The following is a 24,490-nucleotide window of genomic DNA, read 5'->3' as shown; positions in this document are numbered from 1 at the left end:
GTGAAGCCCCCCTCAAGATGAGATGTCCCATTCGAAAGAAGTAAACCCCCTTGAAGACGACGAGGTAGATAGGGCAGAGGTGGAAGTGCAGTAATGCATGGAGCTGACTGTTACTAATAGGGTGAGGGCTTGACCAACAATCGCAAGGTTTTGAAAAAGATTCTTGACAAATATTCCACAAGGATGTAACATGTATGTAGTTTTGAAGGTGCAAACCTTTATATTCCTCCTTAGCTCAGTCGGTAGAGCATTCGGCTGTTAACCGAAGTGTCGTTGGTTCGAGTCCAACAGGGGGAGTTTAATCGGAGCATGAAGCCCGATTTGATAAGGCTCCATGGTCAAGCGGTTAAGACACCGCCCTTTCACGGCGGTAACAGGGGTTCAAATCCCCTTGGAGTCATTCGCTTCTGCGAAGAACTAAATAATATGGTGCCATAGCCAAGTGGTAAGGCAAAGGTCTGCAACACCTCTATCCCCAGTTCAAATCTGGGTGGCACCTCTTAAAGCTCTTGATTTATTCAAGAGCTTTATTTGCGCACAAAATTCCGGTGCAAAATAGGTTTGGCTTGATCTGAAGGGGTGCGAGCTGCATTGAAAGTTCTGAACAGTTTCGAGGTGCAGTGCCGGAAGAAATTTTGGATTTGACGAAGGAGAAGAATTGAAATGAAAGAGGACAGACAGGACCTGACCACAGGCTCTATCTGGGGGAAAATGCTGCTTTTTAGTATCCCTCTGGTGCTGACCAACTTTTTGCAGGTATTGTTTAATATGGCTGATATCGCGGTTATTGGTCAGTTTGCGGGCTCTTTATCATTGGGGGCAGTGGGATCCACTACTACGCTTGTAACTCTTTTTACGGGCTTTCTGATCGGTATGGGCGGCGGTACCAATGTTCTGGTGGCAAGATTTTTCGGAGCGAAGGATAAAGAAAGTACGATCAAGACGATACATACGGCTCTTTTGGTAAGTATGGCTGCGGGGATGATCGTACTGATCTTTGGACTGCTCTTTTCAAAGGGAATTCTGGAGCTGTTGAATACCAAGGAAGAACTTCTGGATGGTGCAGTACTGTATATAAGGATCTATTTTCTGGGAATGCCGGCAATGGCTCTTTATAATTTTGGTAATGCGGTGTGCAGTGCTTTTGGAGATACGAAGAAGCCTTTGTATTATCTGGGTGCAGCTGGTATTGTAAATATAGTATTGAATCTGTTTTTTGTAATTGTCTGTAAAATGGATGTGGCAGGTGTTGCAGCTGCAAGTATTATTTCCCAGTATTTATCTGCGTTTCTAATCCTCCGGGCTCTGGTAAAAGTGGGCGGGGATTATGCACTTCGTCTTTCCAAACTGAGGTTTGACAAGAGAATGGCAGGATACCTCATCCAGATCGGTCTTCCGGCAGGATTGCAAAACGGTATTTTTCAGGTGGCAAATCTGTTTATCCAGGCAGGCGTCAATACCTTTGATGCTACGATGGTGGCAGGTAATTCCGCTGCGGCAAATGCGGATGCTCTTTTGTATGACTCCATGGCTGCTTTTTATACAGCCTGCGGAAGCTTTATGGGGCAGAATTACGGTGCAGGGAAAAGAAAAAGAGTGCGAAACAGTTATCTGGTCAGCCTGGCTTATTCCTTTGGAATTGGAACTATAGGTGGTATTGCACTGGTTATATTCGGCAGACAGTTCCTGGGACTTTTTACCAATGATCCTGCGGTTGTGGATGCCGGAATGAAACGACTTACGATTATGGGTTTCAGTTATGGATTTTCTGCATTTATGGACAGTGCCATTGCAGCTTCCCGTGCTCTTGGAAAGAGTGTTATTCCTACGGTTATTGTAATTATAGGATCCTGTATTTTCCGAATGGTATGGGTAAATACGGTGTTTGCCTACTTTAAGACGATTCCGTCTTTATATCTGCTGTATATTTTCTCATGGGGAATTACGGCAGTGGTGGAAATTATATATTGGGTACATGTATACAGGAATACAAAAATCGGATAAAAAATCCCGGGCATATGTGCTTCATAAAGGAAGCTGTGCCCGGGTGTTTTTTGTCTGGAATTATGTGAAATTATTCAGCTGCTGTAACAGATGTAATGTGCGGGTTTACGCCCTCATACCAGTACAGAAAGCCTTCCATATCGATCTTATCGCCAATGTTCAAAGCTTCTACGGCTTTGTAAACATCGCTGTCTTTGTCACAGAGATAAGACTCTACTGTGAAAGTATAGGTTTCGCCGTTAAGGGAAACGTTGAAGTAAAGGTCATCTCCCTCAGAACCGGATCCATCGTAATTGTAAAGGTAAGCTACATCGTTTCCGTCAGCATCCTGTCCGGCAGCTTCTACGGTCATTCCCTTGAAAGATACCAGCTCGTTCTGATGATCGATCAGCTCGTCCTTACCAAGAAGATCTGTTACATCAAGCGGCTCTGCGATGTATTCGCCATCCTCAATCTCGAAAGAGGAAATATCTGCAACCTCAATCTCGCCAGACCATTCTGCCTTATATCCGGTTACTTTGATCTTGGTTCCCGGAACCAGCTTCTCATAGTCTTCTTCGGAGCATGGCATATTATAAATGAAGTATGCACCATCTTTGTCCTGGGTATAGAAGGTAGCTTTATCTTCCCACCAGGACTGCTTTGCCTGTACATAGGTCTCGATGGTAACTTCGTCATCAACAGCTGCTGCAAGGTATTCGTCATGGGTCATAACACCTTCGGATTTCACATCTGCATCTTCTGCAGTGCTGTCAGCTGCTTCTGTGTCATCAGCAGTTTCCTCTGCAGCAGTGGTATCCTCAGCCATAACAGCTGCCGGGAATGCAAATGTAAGAGAGAGCGCCATCAGTAATACAAGTCTTTTTTTCATAGTATCTCCTTTCTGGGTACGTAAATTCAGATGTCTGACAAGGTGAGTGTAAAGTCATCTGTCAAAAACGATTGTACACAATCACTTTTATTATAAACAAAATTATGGGGAAATCAAGCTTAAATATTACGCTTTTTTCGTTACTGTTCACTGGTAACGTTCCGCGAGGCGTTTTTTGTGAACAAAGTTCACAGAAAACCCGAGAATTGCGGCGCGAAATCATGCGAATGCATGATTTCTGTGCATCGCGAAGCGCGTTACTGTGAACGAAGTGAACAGTAACCTTTTTTCTTCTTTAATCGTTCAAGTAAAAGATAAAGAAGAATCAGACCCCAGACTACTGCCAGACTTCCAAGAAGAATTCTGGATTCTGCGGGAAGAGGTCCAAGCTCTTTTTTCCCGGAGGACTGCTCAGAAGAAATCTGATCCAGGTGATACAGGGAGGTAACATCGCTGTAAAGTTTATCAATATAGGCATCATCAATCTCCTGTTTTCTTCGGACAGATTTGGTCACGCTTTCAATCAGCTGTCCTGCAGCATCACGTAAAGAAGCGGAGCCGTTAAATACAGGGGTAACAAAAGTGTGCTCTACATTGTCAAGGAGCAGCCTGGAAGCTTTTATTTTTACATCGTAGTAAGTGGAATTGTCTTCCCCTTCCCTGGAAAGATAATCCTGATACTGGTCGGATTCCTGGGCTTTGCTGGTAACCGGCACATAACCTTCCGTTTCAGAATAAGCGGTCTGTACGTCATTTGTGAGCAGATACTGTGTAAAGAGCCAGGAGGCCAGCACTTCCTGAGGGTCTTTCTTATTGAAGATACATACAGAAGGTCCCTGTGAAATCATCTGCGGATTATCCGGATCAAACTGTGGAATGGTCATAACCTCTGTTTCAAAATCCACCAGAGCATCAGAACTGATGTCCACAAGAGGGGCGTTTGTACCCATCCAGGTGGAGCCTGCTGTGGAATCTATGGCAAAGATACACTGCCCTGCATTCAGGAAGTTAGCCGGATAACTGGAAATTTTAAAAGTGGAAAAAGCACCGGTTTTTACATGCTCCGCGATGGTATCCAGCAGACTTGCCGTGGTGTCGTTAAAAAGCTGGATTTCTCCGCTGTCAGTGGAATATCCTGCATTTTTCTGCTTTAGCATTTCAATCATCATATTGTCTGTGGATTTGTCTATAAATGGAATCAGCACATTCTGATCGTTGACCTTGTAGGTTCCATCTGCATTTTGCGCCATGGCGGCTTCACTTACTTCCCACACAAAATCCCATGTGAGGGTTTCCGGAAGGGTGTATCCAAGCTTTTCCACATAGGTTTTATTTACATAGCAGGCTTCTGTGGAGCGCATGAAAGGCAGTGCATAATAGTGACCGGAAAAAGAACACTCCTGTAAAAAACGGGGAATGATCTCATCTTTTTTCACTGAGGCGAATTCAAGCTTATCACCGCCAAGTCCGTAGCTGGAATCTGCCATCAGATCGTCCAGAGGGACAACGGTATCGTTTCCCGTAAGGTAGGTGGCAATATGGTCCGGGTAGGTGATACATACGTTCGGAGTGGTGCCTGTGGCGATGTTGGTGATTACATCGTTGTAGATTTTGCCGTAGTCCGTGTAAAGCCGAAGATCTACGGTGATATTGGGGTACAGGGCTTCAAAATCGGATATTGCCTTTTTATAGATTTCGGTCTGGGTTTTGTTTGTGTCGTTTTTGGCCCAGAAAGTGATCTCGTAATCTCTGGAGGTGTCAAATTCCCCGGGAATGGTAAAGGCACTTTGGTCCTTCGCGCCATGACAGCCTGTAAGCAGAGTCACAGAAGAAAGGGCAGCCAGGGAAAAAAGCAGGAAGGGCTTTTTGTGGAACGCTCCAGGATGTTTTTGTCTGAATAGTCTCATCCTTTTGTACCTCCTCTTGAAACTCCTGACATAATCTTGTTTCTGAAAAGCAGGAACAAAATGATCAGGGGCAGGGAAATCACAACTACCGCCGCCATCATAGCAGGGACATTTTCACGACCGAAACCGTTTTCGCGAATCTCCTGGATTCCGTTGGAAACCAGATAGTAGTTCTGGTCATCGGTGATCAGTCTTGGCCAAATGTAGGAATTCCAGCATTCGATCACCTTCAGGATAGCAATGGTGACCATGGTAGGCTTACAGATGGGAATCATCACCTTGCAAAGGTATTTCAGATCTGAGGTTCCGTCCACTTTGGCTGCACGGTAAAGCTCATCCGGTATCTGTTCGAAATTCTCTTTCAGAAGATAAATATAAAATACAGAGGTGACAGATGGCAGGATCAGCCCAAGGAAGGTGTTCCGCATATCCAGGTTGGTGATGGTCACAAAATTGGTAATGATCACAAGTTCGTTTGGAATCATCATCAGGGAAAGGAATAAAGTGAAAGCCAGATTTTTCCCTCTGAATTCAAGCCTTGCGAAAGCAAAGGCGGACAGTGTGATCACAACCATCATAATAGCAGTGGTGGCAACTGTGAAAATCAGTGTGTTCAGCAGATATTTTCCCAGGGGCACTGCTGTAAAGGCATCTGCATAATTCTGCAGGGTGGGCGTCAGTGTAAAGAAGGTGGGAATGTGCTCTGCGTTGTAGGAACTGTAGCTTTTTACAGAGGTAAGAAGCATCCAGTAAAAAGGAAACAGTACAACCAGAGCCCAGATGGTAAGCAGCAGGTAGACAAGGATGTTTCCCAGGGAATGCCGTCTGGCGGCAGTATGCTCCGATTTTGTAAACTGAGTGGTATCTTTTTCCATGTTTTCTCCTTTATGAAGACTAGTACATCGTTTTCGAAATAACTATACCACTCACTTGTCTGTGAATCCGATTGCACAGGCATAAAAGCCTCGGCGTAGCCCGCTACGCCTGCGTTTTTATGCCTGCACACTCGAATCCACATCCTACGCGATTGGTGTAGTTATTTACGAAACGATGTACTAGAGCGTGTTTGAAAAAGGCTTTCTGTAAAATGTACGTCACAATTTGTGAGAGATTTTGCCCGAAAATACCTTTCAGATAAAGAGGGTGAACCTTCACCGTTACGAGTAGTATACATGTTTTTTGCTTACAAGCAGGTTTATGCAGGTGATTGTCAAAACAATAACAAACAGCAGGATCGCTGCTGCTGAGGCATAGGACGGGTAGCCGCCGCCATTTCCGTAAAGCATGTCGTAAACATAGCCTACGATGGTGTTCATGCCAGCTGCGTTTAAGTCTGTGCCAAAAAGGGCAACTGCATCGCTGTAAGCCTTGAATGCACCGATAAAACCAGTGATGATCAGATAGAAAACAGTGGGAGAGATCATCGGTAGGGTGATCCGGATAAAAATACGGAATCTGGAGGTACCGTCTACCCGGGCTGCATTGTAATAATTCTGGTTTACAGAAGCCAGGGCACTGGTAAGGATCAGTACCTTAAAAGGCATAACGATCCAGATGGTATAAATACATAATACCAGCATCTTCGCCCAGTATGGTCCGTCAATAAAATCTACAGGTCCCTGTCCAAACAGCTTCAGCACCAGGTTTATCAGTCCGTCGGAATAAGCGGTTTTTTTGAAAAGAATCATGAATACCAGTCCAACGGCCAGTGTGTTGGTTACATATGGCAGAAAGTAAATGGTCTGGAAAAGTTTTTTCAGAGCCTTCACAGAACTTAAGGCAACGGAAATCAGAAGTGCCAGCAAAGTGGAAAGGGGCACTGTGATCACAACCAGGATAAAGGTATTCCGGATCGCCTGGAGAAAATATGGGTCATGAAGGACGTAGGAATAGTTGTACATACCTGTCCCATAGTAAGTCTGGGAAGCGGAATTATAGCCCTCTTCAAAGGAATAGATAAAAACATCGATAAGAGGGTAGACCATGAAAATACCCAGAAAAAGCATAGCCGGCAGAAGGTACAGCCAGCCTTTGAAGTTTCGTTTGTTCATAGGAGCCTCCCTTTAAAGGTTGATCCGTTCACCAGTATCATGCCGGAACAGGAAGATCTTGTTTGGCTTGATAGAAAAACGGACGGTTTTTGCATCAAGCCGGATCTGGGTGTCAGAGCTGATGATGGAGCGGATCACAGGATTTACGGAGGATGCATGGGTGGAGACAACAGAGATGTCACGTCCCATTACTTCCATGCCTCCAAGCTGGCAGCAGAGCGCTCCCTTCTCATCGGGGATAAATCCCTCCGGACGGATTCCCACAGAAACCGGCTGGTCGGAGATCCCAGGTGTGAGAAGAACCGCATTTTCACCGATGTAAAGGCTTCCGCCACGGATCTGCCCCTCAAATACATTGATGGGAGGGGTACCAAGGAATTTGGCAACAAACAGATTTACAGGGCTGTCGTAAACGTTCTGGGGCTTCCCGATCTGTTGTACCACACCATCCTTCATGACTACGATCATGTCGGAAATGCTCATGGCCTCCTCCTGGTCATGGGTGACAAAGACAGTTGTGATCTTTGTAGCCCGCTGGATCTTGCGGATCTCTTCCCGGGTCTGGAGGCGGAGTCTGGCATCCAGGTTGGAGAGCGGTTCGTCGAGAAGCAGTACGCGTGGCATTTTTACAAGTGCACGGGCAATGGCTACGCGCTGCTGCTGACCGCCGGAGAGCTCGGAAGGACGTCGGTCCATAAGCTCTGTAATCTGCACCAGACGGGCTGCATTCTGAGCCCGCTCATCCATCTGGGATCTGGAAAGCTTGTCCTTTCCTTTCAGATTCTGAAGAGGAAAGAGGATGTTCTGCTTCACTGTGAGGTGGGGGTAAAGTGCATAATTCTGAAATACCATACCAACGCCGCGCCGCTCTGGGGGAAATGAAGTCACATCATCATCGCCGAAAAGAATTCTGCCGCTGGTTGGTTTCTCCAGGCCGCAGATCATATTCAGGGTAGTACTTTTCCCGCAGCCGGAGGGGCCGAGAAGTCCGATCAGCTGACCGTCAGGAACTTCGAAATTGAAATCGCTTACAGCTGTGACCGGCTCCTGAGCCTTTCTTCCACGGGGCGGAAACTGCTTTGTGAGATGCTCTAATACTATTTTCATAATTTCGCTCCTAAATGTTTAATAAAGGTAACTGTCCAGTACCTTCACAGTTACCCGCTTCGCACTGCAGCGGAAAGCCTTTTTCAAACATGCGCTGGATGTCGCTGGAGGCGACCAGCCGCAGGCGGAGAATCCTGCTTGCAGGATTCTGTTTTATTGGGATTTCTGCGAACTGCGTTCCAAAAAACACTTTGCAGAAAATAGCTGCTTAATAAAGTAATTATAGCGAATTTGCATGAGTTGTACAATGAAATTTGGAAAAAAAATCCTCCTGCCTGTCTGGCAGAAGGAAATAAGACTAAAGTATGTCTGAAAAATCATTCCCACAAATTGTGACGCATATCTTGCAGAAAGCCTTTTTCAGATACGCTTTAAGCTTCTGGATTGTCAGCAGAAGCGTTGTCAGAAGAAGCAGAAGCAGTATCTGTGTTATCCGTTTCAATGCTGTCAGGTGTGGAATCTGTACTGCTCTGAGGCATAAGTGCAAGCTCCAGGGAAGTATCTGAATAGAATGTATTTGCATTATACAGATAAAGTACTTCCTGAATTTCCTCTACCTGCATCAGTTCTTCCAGATCGTCATAGAAATAACGAGGGTCTACCATAACAATCTTGCGGTAGTAAGGCGCCAGGAAAGGGATCAGGCTGTTTGCGTAGGAGTCTTTGATCACAAGTAAGGTACGGTTTTCCTCTGTAGGAGTGGTGATCACAACCTTGCCATGGTTTCCGTTAAAGAACATGGCGTATTTGTCTCTGGTTTCCAGCTTGCTGGTATCGTAAAAGCTGGCTGTTTTTTTCTGTTCGTCTACATAATTTACAACAGAGGAAGGAACCGAGTCATCTCTTGGAAGAAAGACATCCATTTCTTCTTTCTCAGAAGCACGGAAACCGCTTTTGGCAGAAAGGGTTCCCTGGAAGCTCATGGAAACCGGGAGCTTGTCGTAGGAGATGGAAGAAGAATCGATTCCAAGTACCTTTGCAAGCTGCATATAAGCAAAGTAAGCTCCCTGAGTAGTCCAGTGATGGTCTGTGTGGTAATAAATTCCGTCATCCTTGTGCTGGGAAAGGGTGTCACGCACATCCACGAAAGTGACACCTGCCTTTTCAAGAGCAGCGGCAGTTGCGTCCAGATAAGGATTCTGGTCAGTGGCAGCAGCCAGGGCAGGGAGCTTATCTGAAAGGATATTCACGGCATTTGGCGCGATCAGCGCATACTGGGGAAGATCAGAATGCCTTGCTGCAAAATCTGTCATAGCGTTTACAGTACGGTTCAGACGCTCCTGGGAGGGCGCTGTAAAATCCTCCATCAGGTAACCGTTTTTGCCAAGAAAAACACCGTTTTCTTCCGTATTTCCAAGGATACGCTGGGCTGTGGCGCGCAGTGTGATCCACCAGTCACGAAGGAAAAACTGGTCATTTACATAGGTTTCATAACCATCCGCAAATTTGCCGGATGTGAGCTGTGAAACGCTGATGGCCGGACGGGAGGCCAGCACACGGTTTTCCTTCTGGGAAAAGCCCCGGTCCGGAACTAAAAAATTGATTATCAGTACTGCCAGGATGAAGATTCCGAAAAGGCATCCGGTCAGGTGACAAAAATAGCGGTATCCGTTTGGTTTCTTTTTCATGGGTCCTCCAATTAATATGGTACCAGTTCAGGGCTTTTTCAAATTTACTCTAGAACTGCTGATACATAAATGGTGTGTAGGAACTGTAGATCATATACGCAATACAGAGGAAAAACAGGATTGCGTTTATCACTGCGGCAAGGTAAGTATTGCGTCTTGCAAGGCGCTTGAAATACTGGTAAAGCCCCGGACGGCAGCTGATCACGGAAATGATCATCAGGATCAGTCCGGATTTCAGTGCATACAGGGAGGCGCGGTCTGCGAAGCAGGAAGCTCCCAATCCAAACATGGCTCCCAGCATTTTTCCTATGGCTGCAGGTGTGGTCTGGCTGAAAAATACCCAGCCGATGATCACGGCAAACATGGTATATAAATTGCGAAGCCAGACGGGTGCTTTCTCAAGAAAACGTCCAAGAAGGAATTTCTCTGCCAGAAGAAGGAGACCGTAGTAAACACCCCAGAACACAAAGTTCCAGCTGGCGCCATGCCAGAGACCGGTGAGTGCCCATACCACAAGGATGTTGCGGATGTGTCGGCCTGTGGAAACACGGTTGCCTCCCAGTGGGATGTAGATGTAATCACGGAACCAGCTTCCGAGAGAAATATGCCAGCGGCGCCAGAATTCAGAGACGCTGGTGGAGATGTAAGGATAATCAAAGTTCTTGTTGAAATTGAACCCCAGCATTTGTCCAAGACCGATGGCCATATCGGAATATCCGCTGAAATCGAAATACAGCTCCAGTGTATATGCGCCAATGGCAAGCCAGGTTCCCACAAAGGAGGTAGTACCGGAAGCCTGAAGGGTGGTGTACAGAGCAGAAAGATTGTCTGCAAGGAGAACCTTCTTGGAAAGACCCTTGATAAATAGCTCTGCACCTGCACCGAGGCGCGTTGTGTTTATACTGCGGCGGCTGATGGATTCCGAAATGTCAGTATACCGGACAATGGGTCCGGCAGTCATGTGCGGAAACATGGTGCTGTATACGGCATATGGAAAAAATCCTTTACAGGGTTCTGTTTTTCCCATATAGATGTCCAGGATGTAGGACAGGTTCTTAAAGGTATAGAAAGAAAGTCCGATGGGCAATGCAAGCTGCGGATAAGTAAGCTTCAGTCCTGTGATACCGCTGATGGTATCAAGAAAAAATCCCCAGTATTTGAAAAATCCCAGGATCAGAAGGTTGATCACTACTGCGAAAATAAGGTTTCGCTTGCGGGATGGATCTTCATCGGTAATTTTCCCAAGCTCTTTGCCCATGTAATAATTGAAAAAGCTGGAAAACAGCATAAGAACCAGATAAGTAGGATCTCCCCATGCATAAAAGAAAAGGCTCCCTGCGAAAAGTACCGGATTACGGGCCCTGGCCGGCACGAAATAGTAGATCAGCAGAAATATGGGAAGAAAACAAAATATAAAAATTACACTGTTAAATACCATAACGTCAATTCTCCTATATCATGGATAATAAAGCCTGGCGAAGTTCCTGGGCGTTTTCACCGCAGAAATACCAGACATAGGCACCGCGCTTTTCTACAGAAGCTTCTCCGAGAAGTGCCATCTGATCAGTTCCATAGCCTTCGAAAATGTTCTTCTGACTTTCAAGATGAGCCTGAGCTGCTTCTAAATAGGCGCTTGCCTCAGAAGAAGAATTAGCCTTAACTACCAGAACTTCGTCTACAGACATCGGGGAGGCTGCTTTACGGAAAAAGTAGCTGTCTATGTCATTCTCATCTATCTGATAAAAACGGCGAAGACCGGAAACCCCTGGCTCACTAAGGTCCGTTACACCGGAAACCTGTTCAAGGGCAGCAGATATTTTGTCCATGGATACGTCTGCTGCGTAGTCGGATACATAGAGGCGTCCCAGATAGACAACCAGGAAAATTACCATGACGGATTTTAAGATAAGGGAACCGGTAAGCTTGAAATCAGAAAGGATGCTGGTTCCCTGATGTTTATTTTTCTTCAGATTGCCGCTCAGTTTGCCAGAAAAATCTGAGAGGATATTTCGTTTGGTATTCAGCTTCATACGAGACCTGCCCTTTCTGCCATATAAGTAAGCCATTTGGGGTAGTAATTGTAAACCATATGCTCACCATCCGGCTCATACATGCTTTCGTCTACAAGGAATGTATCGTCTATAAAAGTGCATCCCATTTCGTCACAAAAGTCCCTGAGTGCCTGATTAAAGCTGTCATAATAAGCAAGAGCAGGATTTTGGTCAATGGCGCTTTGCTGGATGGGAAGAATGCTGTTGATGTAAATGGCAGTATCAGGAAGTGCGTTCTGGATCTGTTTCACTTTCACACGGTAGGCGTCAATAAAAGCAGAGGAATCACCATTGTAAATTTCCAGGTCATTTGCTCCAAAGGACAGGAAAAATACGCTTGGATTCAGACTGATGGCGGTATTGATCTGGTCATCTGCATCGTCAATACGAAGTCCCAGCTTGGCAACTACAATACTGGTGTCAAGAAAACCATATTCTGCAATTGATTCTGTAATAGAGTCTCCTACAATAACAGTTCCCTGAAATGCCTGTTTAATTTGTACATCTGTGAGAATATCGCCAAGAACACCCTCCTCTGAGTCCGATCCGGTGGGCTTTTCTTTCTCGGAAAGTGCACGGATCGCATCCTCTATACTGGAGATATCGGCTGTTTCAAGCTTCTGAAGACGTTCAACTGTTTCCTGACATTGTTTGTCAGTATTGCCTGAACGAGAGCAAAAAAAAGCTACCCCTGCAGCCAGCACTACGACAGCTGGGATAACGGCAAGAATGGTTTTGTTGTTTTTTATATTTTTCAAAATTTAATTCTCCGATAAAAAATTAGATATAATGGAACTGTTCCCTGTATGAACAGTTACGACATAATTCATTTTCCTTCGACATTCATTATAATACCACAGGGAAAAACTTCAAGTATAAAAATGGATTTTTTATATAGGAAATTATACTCTTTTTCCGGCTTTTTGTGGACGAATTTCACGAAAAGGTTTATACTGTCCAAAAAGAACCGGAGGATAACAGGAGGTTAAATGATGGAAGAGAAGAAAAGCAAAATTTTAAGAGGACAGATTCCAACATCTGTATTTTATATTCTTTTTGGACTGTGTCTGGCATTGATGCCTGTAGAAACGGTGAATGTTCTGTGCAAGGTGGTATTTGGGCTGGTTCTGATCGGGGCCGGTGTTTATCACATTCTGATCTTTGTTCTGGAAAAGGATAATTCTACCATACTGGATCTTTTTTCCGGTGTGATCGTGTTGGTGATCGGTATCTTTTTGTTTATGAATCCAACTGTGGTTGTGAAACTGCTGACTCTTATGCTAGGAGCTTTTATTCTGGTGGACAGCATCTGGATGATGCGCGGCAGTATGAAACTAAAGAAGCGCGGGCAGGGCGTTTGGAAGGCATTTCTGGTTGAAAGTCTGATTTTTATAGGACTTGGAGTGCTGATCCTTGTAAATCCATTTTCTGAAATCAGGATGACCGTGCAGATTTCAGGATGTATTTTTGTGGCGAACGGAGTGCTGGATATTATTTTTTATCTGATTCTGAAACATGGGCTGAAAAAAGAGATTCAGGATGGATCAGCTGGTGATGGAAAGAAAGAGGATAAAGTGACAGATGCTGATGTGGCTGTGAAAGATGCTGAAACACCGGACTCAGGTTTTGAACCTGCGAAGAAGGTTGACACTGAGACAGTCGAATCTGGTGCTGAAAATACAGGTGCTCTGGAAGAACAGACAGATCAGGAAGAGCAGACAGATCAGGAAGAGCAGGCGGATCAGGAAGAACAGGCAAGTCAGAAGCCGGAAGAAGAGGAAATTCTGGAGGAATGGAAGGATTGAAGCGGAACATTGTGATCATGGATTTTTCTGGAATTTACCAGGAAGAGCAGTTCTATGAGGGAGAGCAGATTTCCTGGATAGACCTGAGTGATATTTCAGGAACCAACTGCTATTGCGATGGAGATGCCCAGGCGCAGATTCTGGAACGAATGGAAAAATATCCGGTTTCCGGAATTTATTTTATTGATTCCGGAAATTATCATTATATGAGCAGAATCGGGATCGGGCGGGTGAAAGAGCCCTTCAACCTGCTGGTATTTGACAATCATACAGACATGCAGCTTCCTGCTTTCGGAGGGCTTTTGTCCTGCGGGGGGTGGATTGCAAGTGCACTGGAAGAGGTAGAAAAGCTTCATGAGGTCTGGCTGATCGGGCCGGATGAGGAAGCGTACGGGCAGGTGGAAGAACCCTTTAAGGACAGAGTGCATTTTTTGTCCAGAGAGAGGCTGGCTGAGGCAAGGCCGTATATGGCTGAGAAAAAAGGTTCTGAGGAAGAATTGATCAGAAGCTTGGAAATTCCTGCCAATATACCGCTGTATATTTCCATTGATAAGGATGTGCTCTGTCCGGAGGAGGCAGCCACTACCTGGAGCCAAGGAGATATGACTTTAGAAGAGATGTTGAAAGTACTTCTGGCATTGTGCTCTCATTTTGAAAAAGAGAATGGAAAAATCCTGCAGGTGGATATCTGCGGGGAATGTGATCCGGATAAGAGTATGGAAAGTCCTAAAAATGATCATGCAAACAAGGAACTTTTAAGGTTCTGGAAAAAATGGTTTTGAGTGGAGAGAATAATTTATGAAAAATGAACTTCTGCGGATTGGTCCATTTACGGTCTATGGGTACGGACTGATGATCGCCATTGGAATTCTGGCAGCTTATTTTACCGGAGAATACAGGGCAAAAAAGCGGAAACTGCCCTATGAACACGTTTTTTATCTGGTGGTATGGTGCGTAGTGGGAGGATTCCTGGGCGCCAAGATCCTGTATTGGATTACAGAATGGAAAAGTATCCTGGAAAATCCTGGGTTTCTGAGTGCTACTCTGACCGATGGCTTTGTGGTATTTGGTGGAATTGTTGGTGGAATTTTCACGGCGTATGTATATTGCAGGGTAAAAAAACTGAATTTTCTGAAGCTTTTTGATACGTTAATGCCTTCTGTAGCACTTGCACAAGGATTTGGAAGAATTGGGTGTCTGCTGGCAGGATGCTGTTACGGAAAAGAAACGTCCGGTGCTTTTTCCATTACGTTTCATACGTCTGCTTTTGCACCAAATGGGGTGGCGCTGGTTCCTACGCAGATTTATTCCAGTATTCTTGACTTTCTTCATTATGGTTTGCTGCTCTTGATTTTGAGAAGCCAGAAAAAAGATGGAGAGACAGCGGCGGCATATCTGATTTTTTATAGTGCAGGAAGATTTGTGCTAGAGTTTTTTCGCGGAGATCTGGCAAGAGGAAGTGTGGGAGTGCTTTCTACGTCGCAGTTTATTTCAGTCTTTACATTTTTGGCAGGAATTGTGATGTTGGTACAGAGAAAACACGCTTCAAGTCATTGAAATGAAAAATAAAGCATACTCTTAAATGAAAAAGCTTTAAGGGGCAGTTATGGGAAATAAAGACGCGGGCAATTTGAGTATGCAGGAGTCAGTTTCACCGGCACAGAACGAGATGTATGCGGATTTTATTGTAAAATATATGGACGATTTTCAGGAAGACCTGGGCGATGTCCCAGGTTTTAGTTTTCAGAAAATAAACGGAATTTACGGGGTAGTTTATGCACCCTTGACAGAAATTGGAAGGTGGAATATCAATACGTATTCCTACAGTTCTATTCCAAAATGTTATACGCATATGGATCTTGGAGGCCTTAGTGCTTCCGGAATTACCCGGCTTCAGGAACAGCCCTACCTTCAGCTGAAAGGAAGCGGAACAGCTGTTGCGGTTGTGGATTCCGGAATTGACTATCGGAATCCGGTTTTTCAGAACGAAATGGGCAGCAGAATCCTTTGCATCTGGGACCAGACCTTAGAGGGAGATGGGAAAGAAGTGCCTTATGGTCGTGTCTTCTGGAAAAAGGATATTGATCAGGCACTGGCTTCCGGAAATCCTCTGGAAATTGTGCCCTCTGTGGATACGGATGGCCATGGAACCAGAATGGCTGCTATTGCGGCTGGAAATTATTTTCCTGAGGAGAATTTTTCTGGAGCCGCACCAGAAGCCATACTGATCATTGTGAAAGTGAAGCCTGCGAAAAAATATCTCCGGGAGTTCTATCTTTTCCCTGCAGAAGCGGAGCTTTTCCAGGAAAATGACATTATGATGGGAATGGATTTTGCAGTGCGAATTGCGAATGACAGAAGAATGCCTCTTTCTCTGTGCCTTGGAATTGGCAGCAGCCAGGGAGCACATATCGGGAAAAATCCACTGAGTCTTTATGTGGATTATATTTCCCAGTATTCGCTGATCTCAGTTTCTGTTGCAGCTGGAAATGAGGGAGCGGCAAGACATCATTACGCAGGCCGCCTTACAGAGAGAGAAAACCAGGCATTGGCGGAGCTTCGCGTTGGAAACAAGGAGCCAGGATTTACCATGGAATTCTGGGGCGAGCCGCCAGAAATTTATAATCTTTCTTTGCAGTCTCCTACAGGGGAAACTCTGGATATCAGCGCTTCACTGGGGGCGGTGACGCAGGAATTATCTTTTGTCTTTGTGGAAACAAGGGTGAAGGTAAATTATGTTTCTATTGAGAGGCAGACCGGATACACGCTGGTATATTTTCAATTTATCCAGCCGGTACCTGGAATCTGGCGTATTTTTGTTAGAGGAAGAGATGGGCAGAATGTAGGATTTCATATGTGGCTGCCGGTTCAGGGGCTGATTTCGGAGGAAACCTATTTTCTGGAACCATCGCCTTATAATACAGTGACGGCACCTGGAGATTCGCTGGAGAGTATTACCGTGACTGCTTACCAGTATCGTGACAACAGCCTGTATGTCCAGGCAAGCAGAGGCTTTATGCCAGATGGAAATGTAGTTCCACAGGTAGCAGCCCCAGGTGTCCAGATCCGGGTACCCCAGTTAAACGGTCTTTACGGAAATGCCTCCGGCACCAGCCTTTCTGCCGCTCAGACTGCCGGTGCGGCTGCACTTTTGTTCGAATGGGCGGTGATACGTGGGAATCAACCCTATTTTACCGGCTCGAGCGTGAAAAATTATATTACACGAGGGGCGGAGCGTGAAGAACGGATGCAGTATCCCAATCGGGACTGGGGATTTGGGAGAATGGATCTTTATCATACATTTGAGTTATTGGCGTGATAAAAAGCCTTGATAAAACTTGACACAAAATATTGATTCTTTGTATAATAAACCCATAAAATATGGAGAAAGCCTTACGAAGAATGTTTTATCAGAGTAATTGATAGACATAAGAGAAAAGTCGCGAAAATAATCTGATTTAAAAGGAGAAGAATATGAGCCTGAAGATTGAAAAGAAAAATGAAGGAACAAAAGATACTGTAATGCTGTCAGGAAGACTGGACACAACCACAGCTCCTGAATTGGATGTTTTTGCAGAGAAGGAACTGGCAGATACACAGGAACTGGTGCTTGACTTTGCAGATCTTGAGTACATTTCATCTGCTGGTCTGCGTGTGCTTTTGAAATTGCAGAAGGTTATGAATAAAAAAGGAAGTATGAAACTGATCCATGTGGGAGATATTGTAAAGGAAGTCTTTGAGATTACAGGGTTTACGGATATTTTAACAATAGAGTAACACGCGCAGCAGGTCTGGCAGGTTTTAGGCGTGGTCAGAGAACTTACCATGTGAGGAACCGGTTCAGCGCGCATTTAATAAAGGAATTCTGTATTTTGTGCAGGATTCTTTTTTTACATAGTGCAGGAAAAAAGGTATGGTTACCAGGCGGGATGGAAACAGAAGCCTTGGTAGCGTATGGGAAAGGAGCTGTGAAATTTGAAAAGTATTACAGTGGAAGCAAAGATAGAGAATGTGGATAAAGTTACGGAATTTGTAAATGAAGTGCTGGAAGAAAAGGAATGTCCGTTGAAGGTTCAGATGCAGCTGGATGTTGCCATAGATGAGATATTTGGAAATATTGCTTATTATGCTTATGGGAAGGGCAGCGGAAATGCCACGATACAAATTGAAATGGAAGATAATCCGCCGAAAATCACATTGACCTTCATAGACCAGGGAATCCCTTATAATCCACTGGAAAGCAAAGATCCGGACATTACACTGGACATTGAAGACAGAGAGATTGGCGGACTTGGAATTTTCCTGGTGAAGAAAACCATGGATGAGCTTTCTTATGAATACGTTGACGGACAGAATATTTTAACCATGAAAAAAGAACTGGCATAAGATTAAAAAACGAAACAGATAAATGTTTACAAAAAAAGGCTGGCTTTTTTGTGAATATTATATCCAAATATTTTGAGCTAACCTAATTGTTTTTGCACGCCTTATTTGGTATACTGTATAAAACAAAAGAAAGCAGGAAAATATTATGAAGAGAGGCAGTATTTTTGAAACGGATGGTATCCCGCGGATACAGGAAGCCCTTCCTCTTGCGTTGCAGCATGTTGTTGCAATGATTGTGGGATGTGTCACCCCTGCCATTATTGTGGCAGGCGCAGCAGGGCTTGAGAATAAGGATCAGGTCATTCTTATTCAGGCAGCTCTGGTAGTTGCTGCGCTGTCTACTTTACTCCAGCTTTTTCCCATTGGGAAGAAGTACAGGATTGGTTCAGGACTTCCCATCATTATGGGTGTCAGCTTCGCATATGTACCAAGTATGCAGGCCATTGCGGACGGGTACGGAATCGACACCATTTTGGGAGCCCAGATTGTAGGCGGTGTTGTTGCCGTTATCATGGGAATTATGGTAAAAAAGATCAGGGTATTTTTTCCGCCTCTGATCACAGGAACAGTGGTATTTACCATCGGACTTTCCCTGTATCCCACTGCAATTAACTACATGGCTGGTGGAACCTCTAATCCGGATTATGGCTCCTGGCAGAACTGGCTGGTGGCTTTCTTTACCCTTGCAGTGGTAACAGTCCTGAACCACTTTGGAAAAGGAATCTGGAAGCTTTCTTCTATTCTGATTGGTATGCTGGCCGGATATGTGGTATCCATTCCATTCGGAATGGTGGATCTTTCAAGCGTGGGTAAGGCAAGTGTGTTCCAGGTACCACAGCCGTTGCACTTCGGAGTGCATTTTGAGATTTCTGCATGTGTAGCCATCGGACTGCTTTTTGCAATTAACTCAATTCAGGCAATTGGTGACTACTCTGCAACTACTATCGGTGCTATGAACCGGACGCCAAAGGATTCAGAGCTTCAGGGTGGTATTGTAGCTTATGGTATTACCAATATTCTTGGAGCCCTGTTTGGAGGACTTCCAACTGCAACATACAGCCAGAACGTTGGTATTGTTACCACGACCAAGGTTATCAACCGCTGGGTTCTGGGACTGGCAGCTGCTTTCCTTGGAATTGCCGGATTTGTGCCGAAATTTTCAGCACTTCTGACCACGATTCCCCAGTGCGTATTGGGTGGTGCCACAGTTTCCGTATTTGCATCTATTGCTATGACCGGTATGAAACTGGTAGCTTCTGCAGAGATGGATTACCGTAATTCCTCCATCGTAGGTCTGGCTGCAGCGCTTGGTGTGGGTGTTTCCCAGGCCAATGCAGCACTTGCCACACTTCCTGCATGGGTGACTACCATTTTCGGAAAATCTCCGGTTGTGCTGGCAACGATCATAGCAGTCTGTCTGAACCTGATCCTGCCTAAGTCAAGGGATGAGGAGAAAGAAGAGAAAATTTATGACAGCCAGGTTCAGGAGAAACTGGAAGAAGATCATAAGATGTTTGAAAATGATCAGAAATAAGGCAGAAGGAATCATGGATTTTTGCTGATTGTGTGAAAAATAAAGAAAAAAGTAAGAACTCCTTTGTTCTGTAAGATCAGGCTCTAGAGCCTTTTTCAAACACGCTCTAACTGATCTTATAGAGAAAGGAGTTCTTCTCTTTTTCGTGAGCCACAAGAAAAACATGTAGAATATGTTTCGCCCTGTTTAAATCATGATACCGTATAGGGAGATTCTCAGCAGGATCTGAACTCAGAACGGCGGGGGTATTTTGTTACTGTGGACGGAGTGAACAATAACGTTATTTTCTGTATACGCAGACAGGAAGTCCGTCTTCGCCCATAGGCAGTTCTACATTTCCCTGAATCAGTGGACGTGCATAATGGATGAAATCCTCTGTCACGTCAGAACCGTCCTGGCTGATCCAGGAAAGGGGAACGGTTTTCTCCTCATTACAGATTTCATTGACATCCTCAAGTCCACATCTCATCTGATAAACGCCCTCAGAGGTCTCCTGACGGATGAAAGATACCATTTTTCCAGTTTCGCCTTTCAGCGCAGCCTGAACGCCGAAAATACCGGCTGTAATGGCCTCCTGGCGGTCCGTGTCAGAGAGCATGGAGGCACTGCAGCGCTGGCTTACATTCAGTTCAATGGAGCGGGCTTTCACGCCGAGTCGGCTTCGTACCAGGTTTTCCAGATATTTGCCGCAGCCTGCCAGCATTTTATGACCAAAAGTATCAGTGCCTACGGAATTGTCATATTCGCAGATAAAAGTTCCCTTATTATCATGAATGCCTTCGGAAACGCATACAACAACATTGCAGTTTTTTTCGAAGCAGGTTTCAGTTTTTTTCAAAAATTCTTCTGTATCGAAGGCTGTTTCCGGAAGATAAATAAGAAGCGGGTTATCGCCGGTATATTTGCGGGCGAGGGCGCTGGCTGCTGTAAGCCATCCGGCATGACGTCCCATGATCTCTACGATGGTCACGGATTTTTTCTCATAAACATTGGCATCCAGGGTGATTTCACGAACTGTGGAAGCCACATATCTGGCAGCACTGCCGAAGCCAGGAGTGTGGTCAGTATGCACAAGATCATTGTCAATGGTCTTCGGCTCTCCGATAATGCGGATGTCACTGCCAATCATGGCTGCGTAGCGGGAAAGCTTGCTCACAGTATCCATGGAATCGTTGCCTCCGATGTAGAAAAACCAGCCGATATTCATCTCCTCAAATTTGCGGAAAAGCTCTGGGTATACCGGATCTTCCAGAGATTCCGGAAGCTTATAGCGGCAGGAGCCCAGGTAAGCGCCTGGGGTGTAGGTAAGATATTTCAGCTTTTCCCCGGGAAGTGCTTCTTCAAAGTCAAGGATGGTGCCCTTCAGAAATCCTTCAATACCGTTTATCATGCCATAAACATGTTCGATTTCTTCCTGTTTTATGCCCTCAGAAACTACACCATAAAGGCTGCTGTTGATAACTGCAGTAGGTCCGCCGGATTGTCCGACAATCAAATTCTTTTTTTCCATTTTAATGAAACCTCCTGTTGTTCTTAGCGCCTGTTTGAAAAAGGTTTGTTGCAAAATATACCACAAATTGTGACGCACATCTTGCTGGAATGATTTTTCAAAAACACGCTTTGGTATTTTTATTATAACAGGAGAGAGCGTATGTGGCAAATGCGAAAAATACGATTGTGGGAAAAGGTAGGATGGATTATAATAAGAAGCAGGGAAACTGCAAGAAAGCTGGGATTATATATGGAAAAAGAGCGTGATATGCGGTATGAAAAATTCCAGACAACAGGACAGGAGCGGATTCGGCTTGCCTGCGCATTGGAAGGATTTTTTTTAACAAATGAGTGCGAAGAAGAGAAAAAAACTGCCTATGGCCAGTATCTGAAGCGAAGAATCCGTCCTGCTATGGAAGCTTTGATCTGGGAAGAGAACGTGGGGAAAATGGAGCTCTTGGAGAGTTTTGGCTGGTTTGGAGCAGAAGAACTGGAGAATTTTATCTGTACTGCCAGAAGAGAGCGAAAGCTGGAGAGCCTGGTGTGGCTGATGAGGTTAAAGGATCAGAAATACGGATATAAAGAGAAAAAATTTGACCTTTAGCAGGAAAGAAAGCGAAACTATGCAGGATAATAAAGAAAGAAAAATGTCTGAAAATACAGGCAGTTTCATAAAGAAAAAAAGGCAATACCAGGAAATGGGAATGAAAATCCTGCATACCTGCAGGAGTGAAATCTGTGCAAGATTTCCATTTTTTTCTTATGCATCAGCAGCCCTTTCGGCGGTCGTGGAGACAAAAATGTTTCCGAACAGCATGGAAAATGAGAACTCTTCGCAGTCCTGGATCCATGGAATTGGAACTGATGGCGAGAGGATAATAGCAGACCCTGTATTCCTGATCTATACGTGGGCAGAGAAGCCAGAAAGGCTGAAAAGAGGCTGCCTGCACATGTTGTTTCACTGCCTTTACCAGCATCCTTTTTCTGACAAAAAGATGGAAGAAAGATTGTGGAATGTGGCTTGTGATCTGGCTGTGGAGCTTCTGATCTGGCAGAATATTCCGGAAAATTTATGGCAGTATCCGTCAGAAGAACTGCAAAAAAGAAGACAGATTTTTGAATTTATTGAGGGCAGAAATTGCTCTGCCCAGGTACTTTATCAGCTTCTGAAACAGGAAAAACTCCCTTTTAATATTGAAGAGCTGGAGTCTCTTTTTTCCTTTGATGACCATTCCCTGTGGAGTGTAAATCCATGGAAAAGGGAACAAAAACGGAGCAGGTGGGAAAAGATTCTTACATATACCACCATCGGAAGGGAGCGGCAGAAGCATCGGATCGGAGCAAGTTCTGGAAATAAAGAAGAGGAACTGGAGGAACTGTACAAAAGCCGATATGATTATCGGAAATTTCTCCGAAAATTTGCTTTTCCCAGGGAAGAAATCCAATTGGATGAGGATAGTTTTGATTATATTTTTTATAATTTTGGAATGGAGCAGTATGGAAATCTGCCGCTGATTGAGCCGTTAGAATACAAAGAAGTGAATCGTCTGGAGGAATTGGTGATCGCCATTGATACCTCTGGTTCCTGTTCCAGAGAGATGGTCCGGAGATTCCTTGGAGAGACCTACCAGATCCTCAGCACCCGGGAGAATTTTTTTAAGAAAATGAAAGTATATATTGTCCAATGTGACTGTTGTATTCAGTGGTACCAGGTGATCCATTCAGAGGAAGAATGGAAAGAATATATGCAGAAGATAACCATACAGGGACGGGGCGGAACCGATTTCAGACCTGTTTTTGAACTGATCAGAAAGGAACAGGAGAAGCGGGAATTGCAGAATCTGAAGGCTTTGATCTACTTTACTGACGGAGATGGGATTTATCCGAGACAGAAACCGGATTATGAAACGGCCTTTGTATTTGTGAAAAAGACGGAAAATATGAGACTTGTGCCGGACTGGGCTTATAAACTGGTTATCGGCGAAAGGACAAAAATATGAATATCAAAGACGCAAAAAATGAGATTATCCATACCCTTGCTGCTTATCTGAAAAAGGACGGGAATGGAGTTTATACCTATCCTTTGGTACGGCAGCGCCCAATCCTTCTGATCGGTCCGCCGGGAATCGGAAAAACTGCTGTTATGGAGCAGGTTGCAGCCGAATGTAAGGTGGGCTTGGTGGCTTACACCATCACGCATCATACTCGTCAGAGTGCAGTGGGACTTCCCAAAATTGTCACCAGGAATTACGGTGGTACGGAAATTGATATAACAGAATACACCATGAGTGAAATTATTGCTTCTGTGTATGAGTACATGGAACAAACGGGAAAAAAGGAGGGAATCCTTTTTATAGATGAGATCAATTGCGTGTCAGAGACGTTGGCCCCGGCTATGCTGCAGTTTTTGCAGAACAAGACCTTTGGAACCCATAAGGTACCGCAGGGATGGATTATTGTAGCTGCTGGCAATCCGCCTGCATACAACAAATCGGTCCGGGAATTTGACATTGTTACGCTGGATCGTGTAAGAAAGATTTCCATACAGGCAGATACAGATGTATGGCTGGAATATGCGGGGGAAAAGGGCATACATGGCGCAATTTTGTCCTATCTTTCCCTTAAAAAAGAGAATTTTTATATGGTAGAAAATACAGTAGATGGCAAGTTTTTTGTGACTGCCAGAGGTTGGGAGGACCTTTCCGAAATCCTGAAAAGTTATGAGGAACTGCAGGTGGAAATCGGAGAGGAACTGATTGGAGAATTCCTTCAAAAAGAGGAAATTGCAAGAGATTTTGCCGGTTATTACAGACTGTATGAGAAGTATAAATCTGATTATCAGATACAGGAAATTCTTGATGGAAATGTAATTTCCGGGCAATTGAAGACTTGTTGCGATATGGGAAAAAAAGCATCTTTTGAAGAACGCTTTACTGTAACTGAAATGCTTCTTGAAGCTGTGACAGAAAGAATTTCAGTTTTTCAGAAAATAGATGAAAAGACAGAAAAACTATACGAAAATCTTAAATTGCTGAAGATTTTTTTGCAGGAAAAGAACAGTGTAGAAGCTATGGAACAGTTTGTTGCTTCCAGAAGAAAAGCACTAGATGCGAAAATCTGTTCAGAGCTTCTGACAGCAGAAGAAGCTGCCAGGGAAGAGGAACAGATCAGAATTCTGGAAGAGTATTTTTTCCAGTTGAAAGAGCTGCATATTTCTGACGTGGCAGAAGGAATAGAACAAATCGGCGAAAGGTTTGGCAATGTTTGCAGATTACGAAACGAGAAACTTGAGGAAACGAAGAAGATGCTGGAACAAGCCTTTTCTTTTCTGGAAGAGTGCTTTGGGGAAGGGCAGGAATTGCTGTTGTTTGAAACCGGACTGACAGGAGATGACAGATGCAGTATTTTCATCTCTCAGTATGGCTGTCCTTCTTATTTTAAACATTGTGAACTTTTGCTTTACAGCAAAAAAGAAAATGAGCTGAGGAAAGAGTGCAGGGATTTGCTGGAAGAATAAGTGAAGAATGTAGGAATTACTGATGCTGAAGGTATGACGTGTATAATACTCTGAGCACGAAATCATGCTTTGCATGATCTCGCGCCGCAATTCTCGGGTTTTCTGTGGACTTTGTTCACAAATAACACCTCGCGGAAT

General features: G+C 44.6%; 23 protein-coding genes, 3 tRNA genes, 1 rRNA gene and 1 pseudogene. 16 read left to right on the top strand and 12 right to left on the bottom strand.

What is annotated here, in order from left to right; all coding sequences use genetic code 11:
• From AB5618_RS15020 to AB5618_RS15000, 5 genes are all read left to right on the top strand, one after another.
• Window positions 1-137: ribosomal RNA gene (locus tag AB5618_RS15020) — 23S ribosomal RNA — on the top strand; the annotation flags it as partial.
• 87 nt (window positions 138-224) lie between these two features.
• Window positions 225-297 (top strand) — tRNA-Asn (locus AB5618_RS15015).
• Between the two features lie 31 nt (window positions 298-328).
• Window positions 329-400: transfer RNA gene (locus tag AB5618_RS15010), tRNA-Glu, on the top strand.
• A 28-nt stretch (window positions 401-428) separates the two neighbouring features.
• Window positions 429-499 (top strand) — tRNA-Cys (locus tag AB5618_RS15005).
• Window positions 500-663: 164 nt separating this feature from the next.
• Window positions 664-2,004, top strand: coding sequence for an MATE family efflux transporter (locus AB5618_RS15000; protein ID WP_148463137.1), 1,341 nt, complete (start codon window positions 664-666; stop codon window positions 2,002-2,004).
• Between the two features lie 70 nt (window positions 2,005-2,074).
• Here AB5618_RS15000 and AB5618_RS14995 read toward each other — a convergent pair whose 3' ends face one another.
• The 6 genes from AB5618_RS14995 to AB5618_RS14970 form a co-directional block, all read right to left on the bottom strand.
• Window positions 2,075-2,875 (bottom strand): hypothetical protein, encoded by an 801-nt coding sequence (locus AB5618_RS14995; protein WP_148463138.1) that lies wholly within the window; start codon window positions 2,873-2,875, stop codon window positions 2,075-2,077.
• A gap of 257 nt (window positions 2,876-3,132) precedes the next feature.
• Complete coding sequence (locus tag AB5618_RS14990; RefSeq protein ID WP_148463139.1) at window positions 3,133-4,782, bottom strand: ABC transporter substrate-binding protein; 1,650 nt, start codon at window positions 4,780-4,782, stop codon at window positions 3,133-3,135.
• The gene (locus AB5618_RS14985) at window positions 4,779-5,657 is read right to left on the bottom strand and encodes a carbohydrate ABC transporter permease (protein ID WP_148463140.1); all 879 of its coding nucleotides are present in this window, start codon (window positions 5,655-5,657) and stop codon (window positions 4,779-4,781) included. Before AB5618_RS14985 ends, AB5618_RS14990 begins: the two co-directional genes overlap by 4 nt.
• Before the next feature lie 161 nt (window positions 5,658-5,818).
• Window positions 5,819-5,956: a DUF6783 domain-containing protein gene (locus tag AB5618_RS14980; RefSeq protein WP_368357454.1), complete on the bottom strand. Its 138-nt coding sequence runs from the start codon at window positions 5,954-5,956 to the stop codon at window positions 5,819-5,821.
• Window positions 5,940-6,833, bottom strand: coding sequence for a carbohydrate ABC transporter permease (locus AB5618_RS14975; RefSeq protein ID WP_118583647.1), 894 nt, complete (start codon window positions 6,831-6,833; stop codon window positions 5,940-5,942). Before AB5618_RS14975 ends, AB5618_RS14980 begins: the two co-directional genes overlap by 17 nt.
• A 12-nt stretch (window positions 6,834-6,845) precedes the next feature.
• The gene (locus AB5618_RS14970) at window positions 6,846-7,940 is read right to left on the bottom strand and encodes an ABC transporter ATP-binding protein (RefSeq protein ID WP_148463141.1); all 1,095 of its coding nucleotides are present in this window, start codon (window positions 7,938-7,940) and stop codon (window positions 6,846-6,848) included.
• 316 nt (window positions 7,941-8,256) lie between these two features.
• Here AB5618_RS14970 and AB5618_RS14965 point away from each other — a divergent pair.
• Window positions 8,257-8,304: pseudogene (locus AB5618_RS14965) on the top strand (hypothetical protein); the annotation flags it as partial.
• A gap of 7 nt (window positions 8,305-8,311) precedes the next feature.
• On the opposite strand, the gene AB5618_RS14960 reads toward AB5618_RS14965, so the two are convergent.
• Genes AB5618_RS14960 through AB5618_RS14945 form a run of 4 tightly spaced genes read right to left on the bottom strand, consistent with a single transcriptional unit; the run spans window position 8,312 to window position 12,377 of the window.
• Complete coding sequence (locus AB5618_RS14960) at window positions 8,312-9,568, bottom strand: DHHW family protein (RefSeq protein ID WP_148463142.1); 1,257 nt, start codon at window positions 9,566-9,568, stop codon at window positions 8,312-8,314.
• A 49-nt stretch (window positions 9,569-9,617) separates the two neighbouring features.
• The gene (locus tag AB5618_RS14955) at window positions 9,618-11,006 is read right to left on the bottom strand and encodes an MBOAT family protein (protein WP_118583655.1); all 1,389 of its coding nucleotides are present in this window, start codon (window positions 11,004-11,006) and stop codon (window positions 9,618-9,620) included.
• Between the two features lie 13 nt (window positions 11,007-11,019).
• Window positions 11,020-11,598 carry a DUF4358 domain-containing protein gene (locus tag AB5618_RS14950; protein WP_226840943.1) on the bottom strand — a complete coding sequence of 193 codons (579 nt, stop codon included), beginning with the start codon at window positions 11,596-11,598 and terminating at the stop codon, window positions 11,020-11,022.
• The gene (locus AB5618_RS14945; protein ID WP_118583657.1) at window positions 11,595-12,377 is read right to left on the bottom strand and encodes a GDSL-type esterase/lipase family protein; all 783 of its coding nucleotides are present in this window, start codon (window positions 12,375-12,377) and stop codon (window positions 11,595-11,597) included. The genes AB5618_RS14950 and AB5618_RS14945 overlap by 4 nt, the downstream gene beginning before the upstream one ends.
• Before the next feature lie 231 nt (window positions 12,378-12,608).
• Between AB5618_RS14945 and AB5618_RS14940 the strand changes: the two genes are divergently transcribed.
• From AB5618_RS14940 to AB5618_RS14910, 7 genes are all read left to right on the top strand, one after another.
• Window positions 12,609-13,424, top strand: a complete 816-nt coding sequence (locus AB5618_RS14940) for an HdeD family acid-resistance protein (protein WP_148463144.1) — start codon at window positions 12,609-12,611, stop codon at window positions 13,422-13,424.
• On the top strand, window positions 13,412-14,206 hold the full coding sequence (locus AB5618_RS14935; RefSeq protein WP_148463145.1) for an arginase family protein: 795 nt from the start codon (window positions 13,412-13,414) through the stop codon (window positions 14,204-14,206). The genes AB5618_RS14940 and AB5618_RS14935 overlap by 13 nt, the downstream gene beginning before the upstream one ends.
• A 16-nt stretch (window positions 14,207-14,222) precedes the next feature.
• Window positions 14,223-14,981: a prolipoprotein diacylglyceryl transferase gene (locus AB5618_RS14930; protein WP_148463146.1), complete on the top strand. Its 759-nt coding sequence runs from the start codon at window positions 14,223-14,225 to the stop codon at window positions 14,979-14,981.
• Window positions 14,982-15,030: 49 nt separating this feature from the next.
• Window positions 15,031-16,743, top strand: coding sequence for a S8 family peptidase (locus AB5618_RS14925; RefSeq protein WP_148463147.1), 1,713 nt, complete (start codon window positions 15,031-15,033; stop codon window positions 16,741-16,743).
• Between the two features lie 155 nt (window positions 16,744-16,898).
• Complete coding sequence (locus tag AB5618_RS14920) at window positions 16,899-17,201, top strand: STAS domain-containing protein (protein WP_178090706.1); 303 nt, start codon at window positions 16,899-16,901, stop codon at window positions 17,199-17,201.
• 198 nt (window positions 17,202-17,399) lie between these two features.
• On the top strand, window positions 17,400-17,810 hold the full coding sequence (locus AB5618_RS14915) for an ATP-binding protein (RefSeq protein ID WP_148463148.1): 411 nt from the start codon (window positions 17,400-17,402) through the stop codon (window positions 17,808-17,810).
• Between the two features lie 145 nt (window positions 17,811-17,955).
• Window positions 17,956-19,344, top strand: coding sequence for a uracil-xanthine permease family protein (locus AB5618_RS14910; protein ID WP_148463149.1), 1,389 nt, complete (start codon window positions 17,956-17,958; stop codon window positions 19,342-19,344).
• Between the two features lie 280 nt (window positions 19,345-19,624).
• On the opposite strand, the gene AB5618_RS14905 is transcribed toward AB5618_RS14910, so the two are convergent.
• Both AB5618_RS14905 and AB5618_RS14900 read right to left on the bottom strand, forming a co-directional pair.
• Window positions 19,625-20,854, bottom strand: a complete 1,230-nt coding sequence (locus AB5618_RS14905) for a 6-phosphofructokinase (protein ID WP_148463150.1) — start codon at window positions 20,852-20,854, stop codon at window positions 19,625-19,627.
• A 23-nt stretch (window positions 20,855-20,877) separates the two neighbouring features.
• Entirely contained in the window at window positions 20,878-20,961 is an 84-nt protein-coding gene (locus AB5618_RS14900) for a DUF6783 domain-containing protein (protein WP_368366867.1), read from the bottom strand.
• Window positions 20,962-20,995: 34 nt separating this feature from the next.
• Here AB5618_RS14900 and AB5618_RS14895 point away from each other — a divergent pair, with 34 nt between their 5' ends.
• From AB5618_RS14895 to AB5618_RS14885, 3 genes are all read left to right on the top strand, one after another.
• The gene (locus AB5618_RS14895) at window positions 20,996-21,439 is read left to right on the top strand and encodes a hypothetical protein (RefSeq protein ID WP_227198945.1); all 444 of its coding nucleotides are present in this window, start codon (window positions 20,996-20,998) and stop codon (window positions 21,437-21,439) included.
• Between the two features lie 100 nt (window positions 21,440-21,539).
• A complete protein-coding gene (locus AB5618_RS14890) occupies window positions 21,540-22,835 on the top strand; it encodes a VWA-like domain-containing protein (protein WP_368366865.1) in 1,296 nt (431 codons plus the stop codon).
• A complete protein-coding gene (locus tag AB5618_RS14885; protein ID WP_294433107.1) occupies window positions 22,832-24,352 on the top strand; it encodes an ATP-binding protein in 1,521 nt (506 codons plus the stop codon). The genes AB5618_RS14890 and AB5618_RS14885 overlap by 4 nt, the downstream gene beginning before the upstream one ends.
• Window positions 24,353-24,490 lie beyond the last annotated feature (138 nt).

This window comes from Ruminococcus sp. J1101004sp1_RTP21198st1_B9_RTP21198_201120 (assembly GCF_040924245.1).
GTDB lineage: Bacteria > Bacillota > Clostridia > Lachnospirales > Lachnospiraceae > Blautia_A > Blautia_A faecis.
The sequence above is the reverse complement of the archived record's forward strand: the minus strand, read 5'-3'. Positions and strand labels throughout refer to the sequence as shown.

Bases quoted from the DNA above. Each gene is read 5' to 3' on its own strand.
- AB5618_RS15000 (WP_148463137.1), top strand. From the start codon at position 664: ATGAAAGAGGACAGACAGGACCTGACCACAGGCTCTATCTGGGGGAAA.
- AB5618_RS14995 (WP_148463138.1), bottom strand. From the start codon at position 2,875: ATGAAAAAAAGACTTGTATTACTGATGGCGCTCTCTCTTACATTTGCA.
- AB5618_RS14990 (WP_148463139.1), bottom strand. From the start codon at position 4,782: ATGAGACTATTCAGACAAAAACATCCTGGAGCGTTCCACAAAAAGCCC.
- AB5618_RS14985 (WP_148463140.1), bottom strand. From the start codon at position 5,657: ATGGAAAAAGATACCACTCAGTTTACAAAATCGGAGCATACTGCCGCC.
- AB5618_RS14980 (WP_368357454.1), bottom strand. From the start codon at position 5,956: ATGTATACTACTCGTAACGGTGAAGGTTCACCCTCTTTATCTGAAAGG.
- AB5618_RS14975 (WP_118583647.1), bottom strand. From the start codon at position 6,833: ATGAACAAACGAAACTTCAAAGGCTGGCTGTACCTTCTGCCGGCTATG.
- AB5618_RS14970 (WP_148463141.1), bottom strand. From the start codon at position 7,940: ATGAAAATAGTATTAGAGCATCTCACAAAGCAGTTTCCGCCCCGTGGA.
- AB5618_RS14960 (WP_148463142.1), bottom strand. From the start codon at position 9,568: ATGAAAAAGAAACCAAACGGATACCGCTATTTTTGTCACCTGACCGGA.
- AB5618_RS14955 (WP_118583655.1), bottom strand. From the start codon at position 11,006: ATGGTATTTAACAGTGTAATTTTTATATTTTGTTTTCTTCCCATATTT.
- AB5618_RS14950 (WP_226840943.1), bottom strand. From the start codon at position 11,598: ATGAAGCTGAATACCAAACGAAATATCCTCTCAGATTTTTCTGGCAAA.
- AB5618_RS14940 (WP_148463144.1), top strand. From the start codon at position 12,609: ATGATGGAAGAGAAGAAAAGCAAAATTTTAAGAGGACAGATTCCAACA.
- AB5618_RS14935 (WP_148463145.1), top strand. From the start codon at position 13,412: ATGGAAGGATTGAAGCGGAACATTGTGATCATGGATTTTTCTGGAATT.
- AB5618_RS14930 (WP_148463146.1), top strand. From the start codon at position 14,223: ATGAAAAATGAACTTCTGCGGATTGGTCCATTTACGGTCTATGGGTAC.
- AB5618_RS14925 (WP_148463147.1), top strand. From the start codon at position 15,031: ATGGGAAATAAAGACGCGGGCAATTTGAGTATGCAGGAGTCAGTTTCA.
- AB5618_RS14920 (WP_178090706.1), top strand. From the start codon at position 16,899: ATGAGCCTGAAGATTGAAAAGAAAAATGAAGGAACAAAAGATACTGTA.
- AB5618_RS14910 (WP_148463149.1), top strand. From the start codon at position 17,956: ATGAAGAGAGGCAGTATTTTTGAAACGGATGGTATCCCGCGGATACAG.
- AB5618_RS14905 (WP_148463150.1), bottom strand. From the start codon at position 20,854: ATGGAAAAAAAGAATTTGATTGTCGGACAATCCGGCGGACCTACTGCA.
- AB5618_RS14895 (WP_227198945.1), top strand. From the start codon at position 20,996: ATGTGGCAAATGCGAAAAATACGATTGTGGGAAAAGGTAGGATGGATT.
- AB5618_RS14890 (WP_368366865.1), top strand. From the start codon at position 21,540: ATGAAAATCCTGCATACCTGCAGGAGTGAAATCTGTGCAAGATTTCCA.
- AB5618_RS14885 (WP_294433107.1), top strand. From the start codon at position 22,832: ATGAATATCAAAGACGCAAAAAATGAGATTATCCATACCCTTGCTGCT.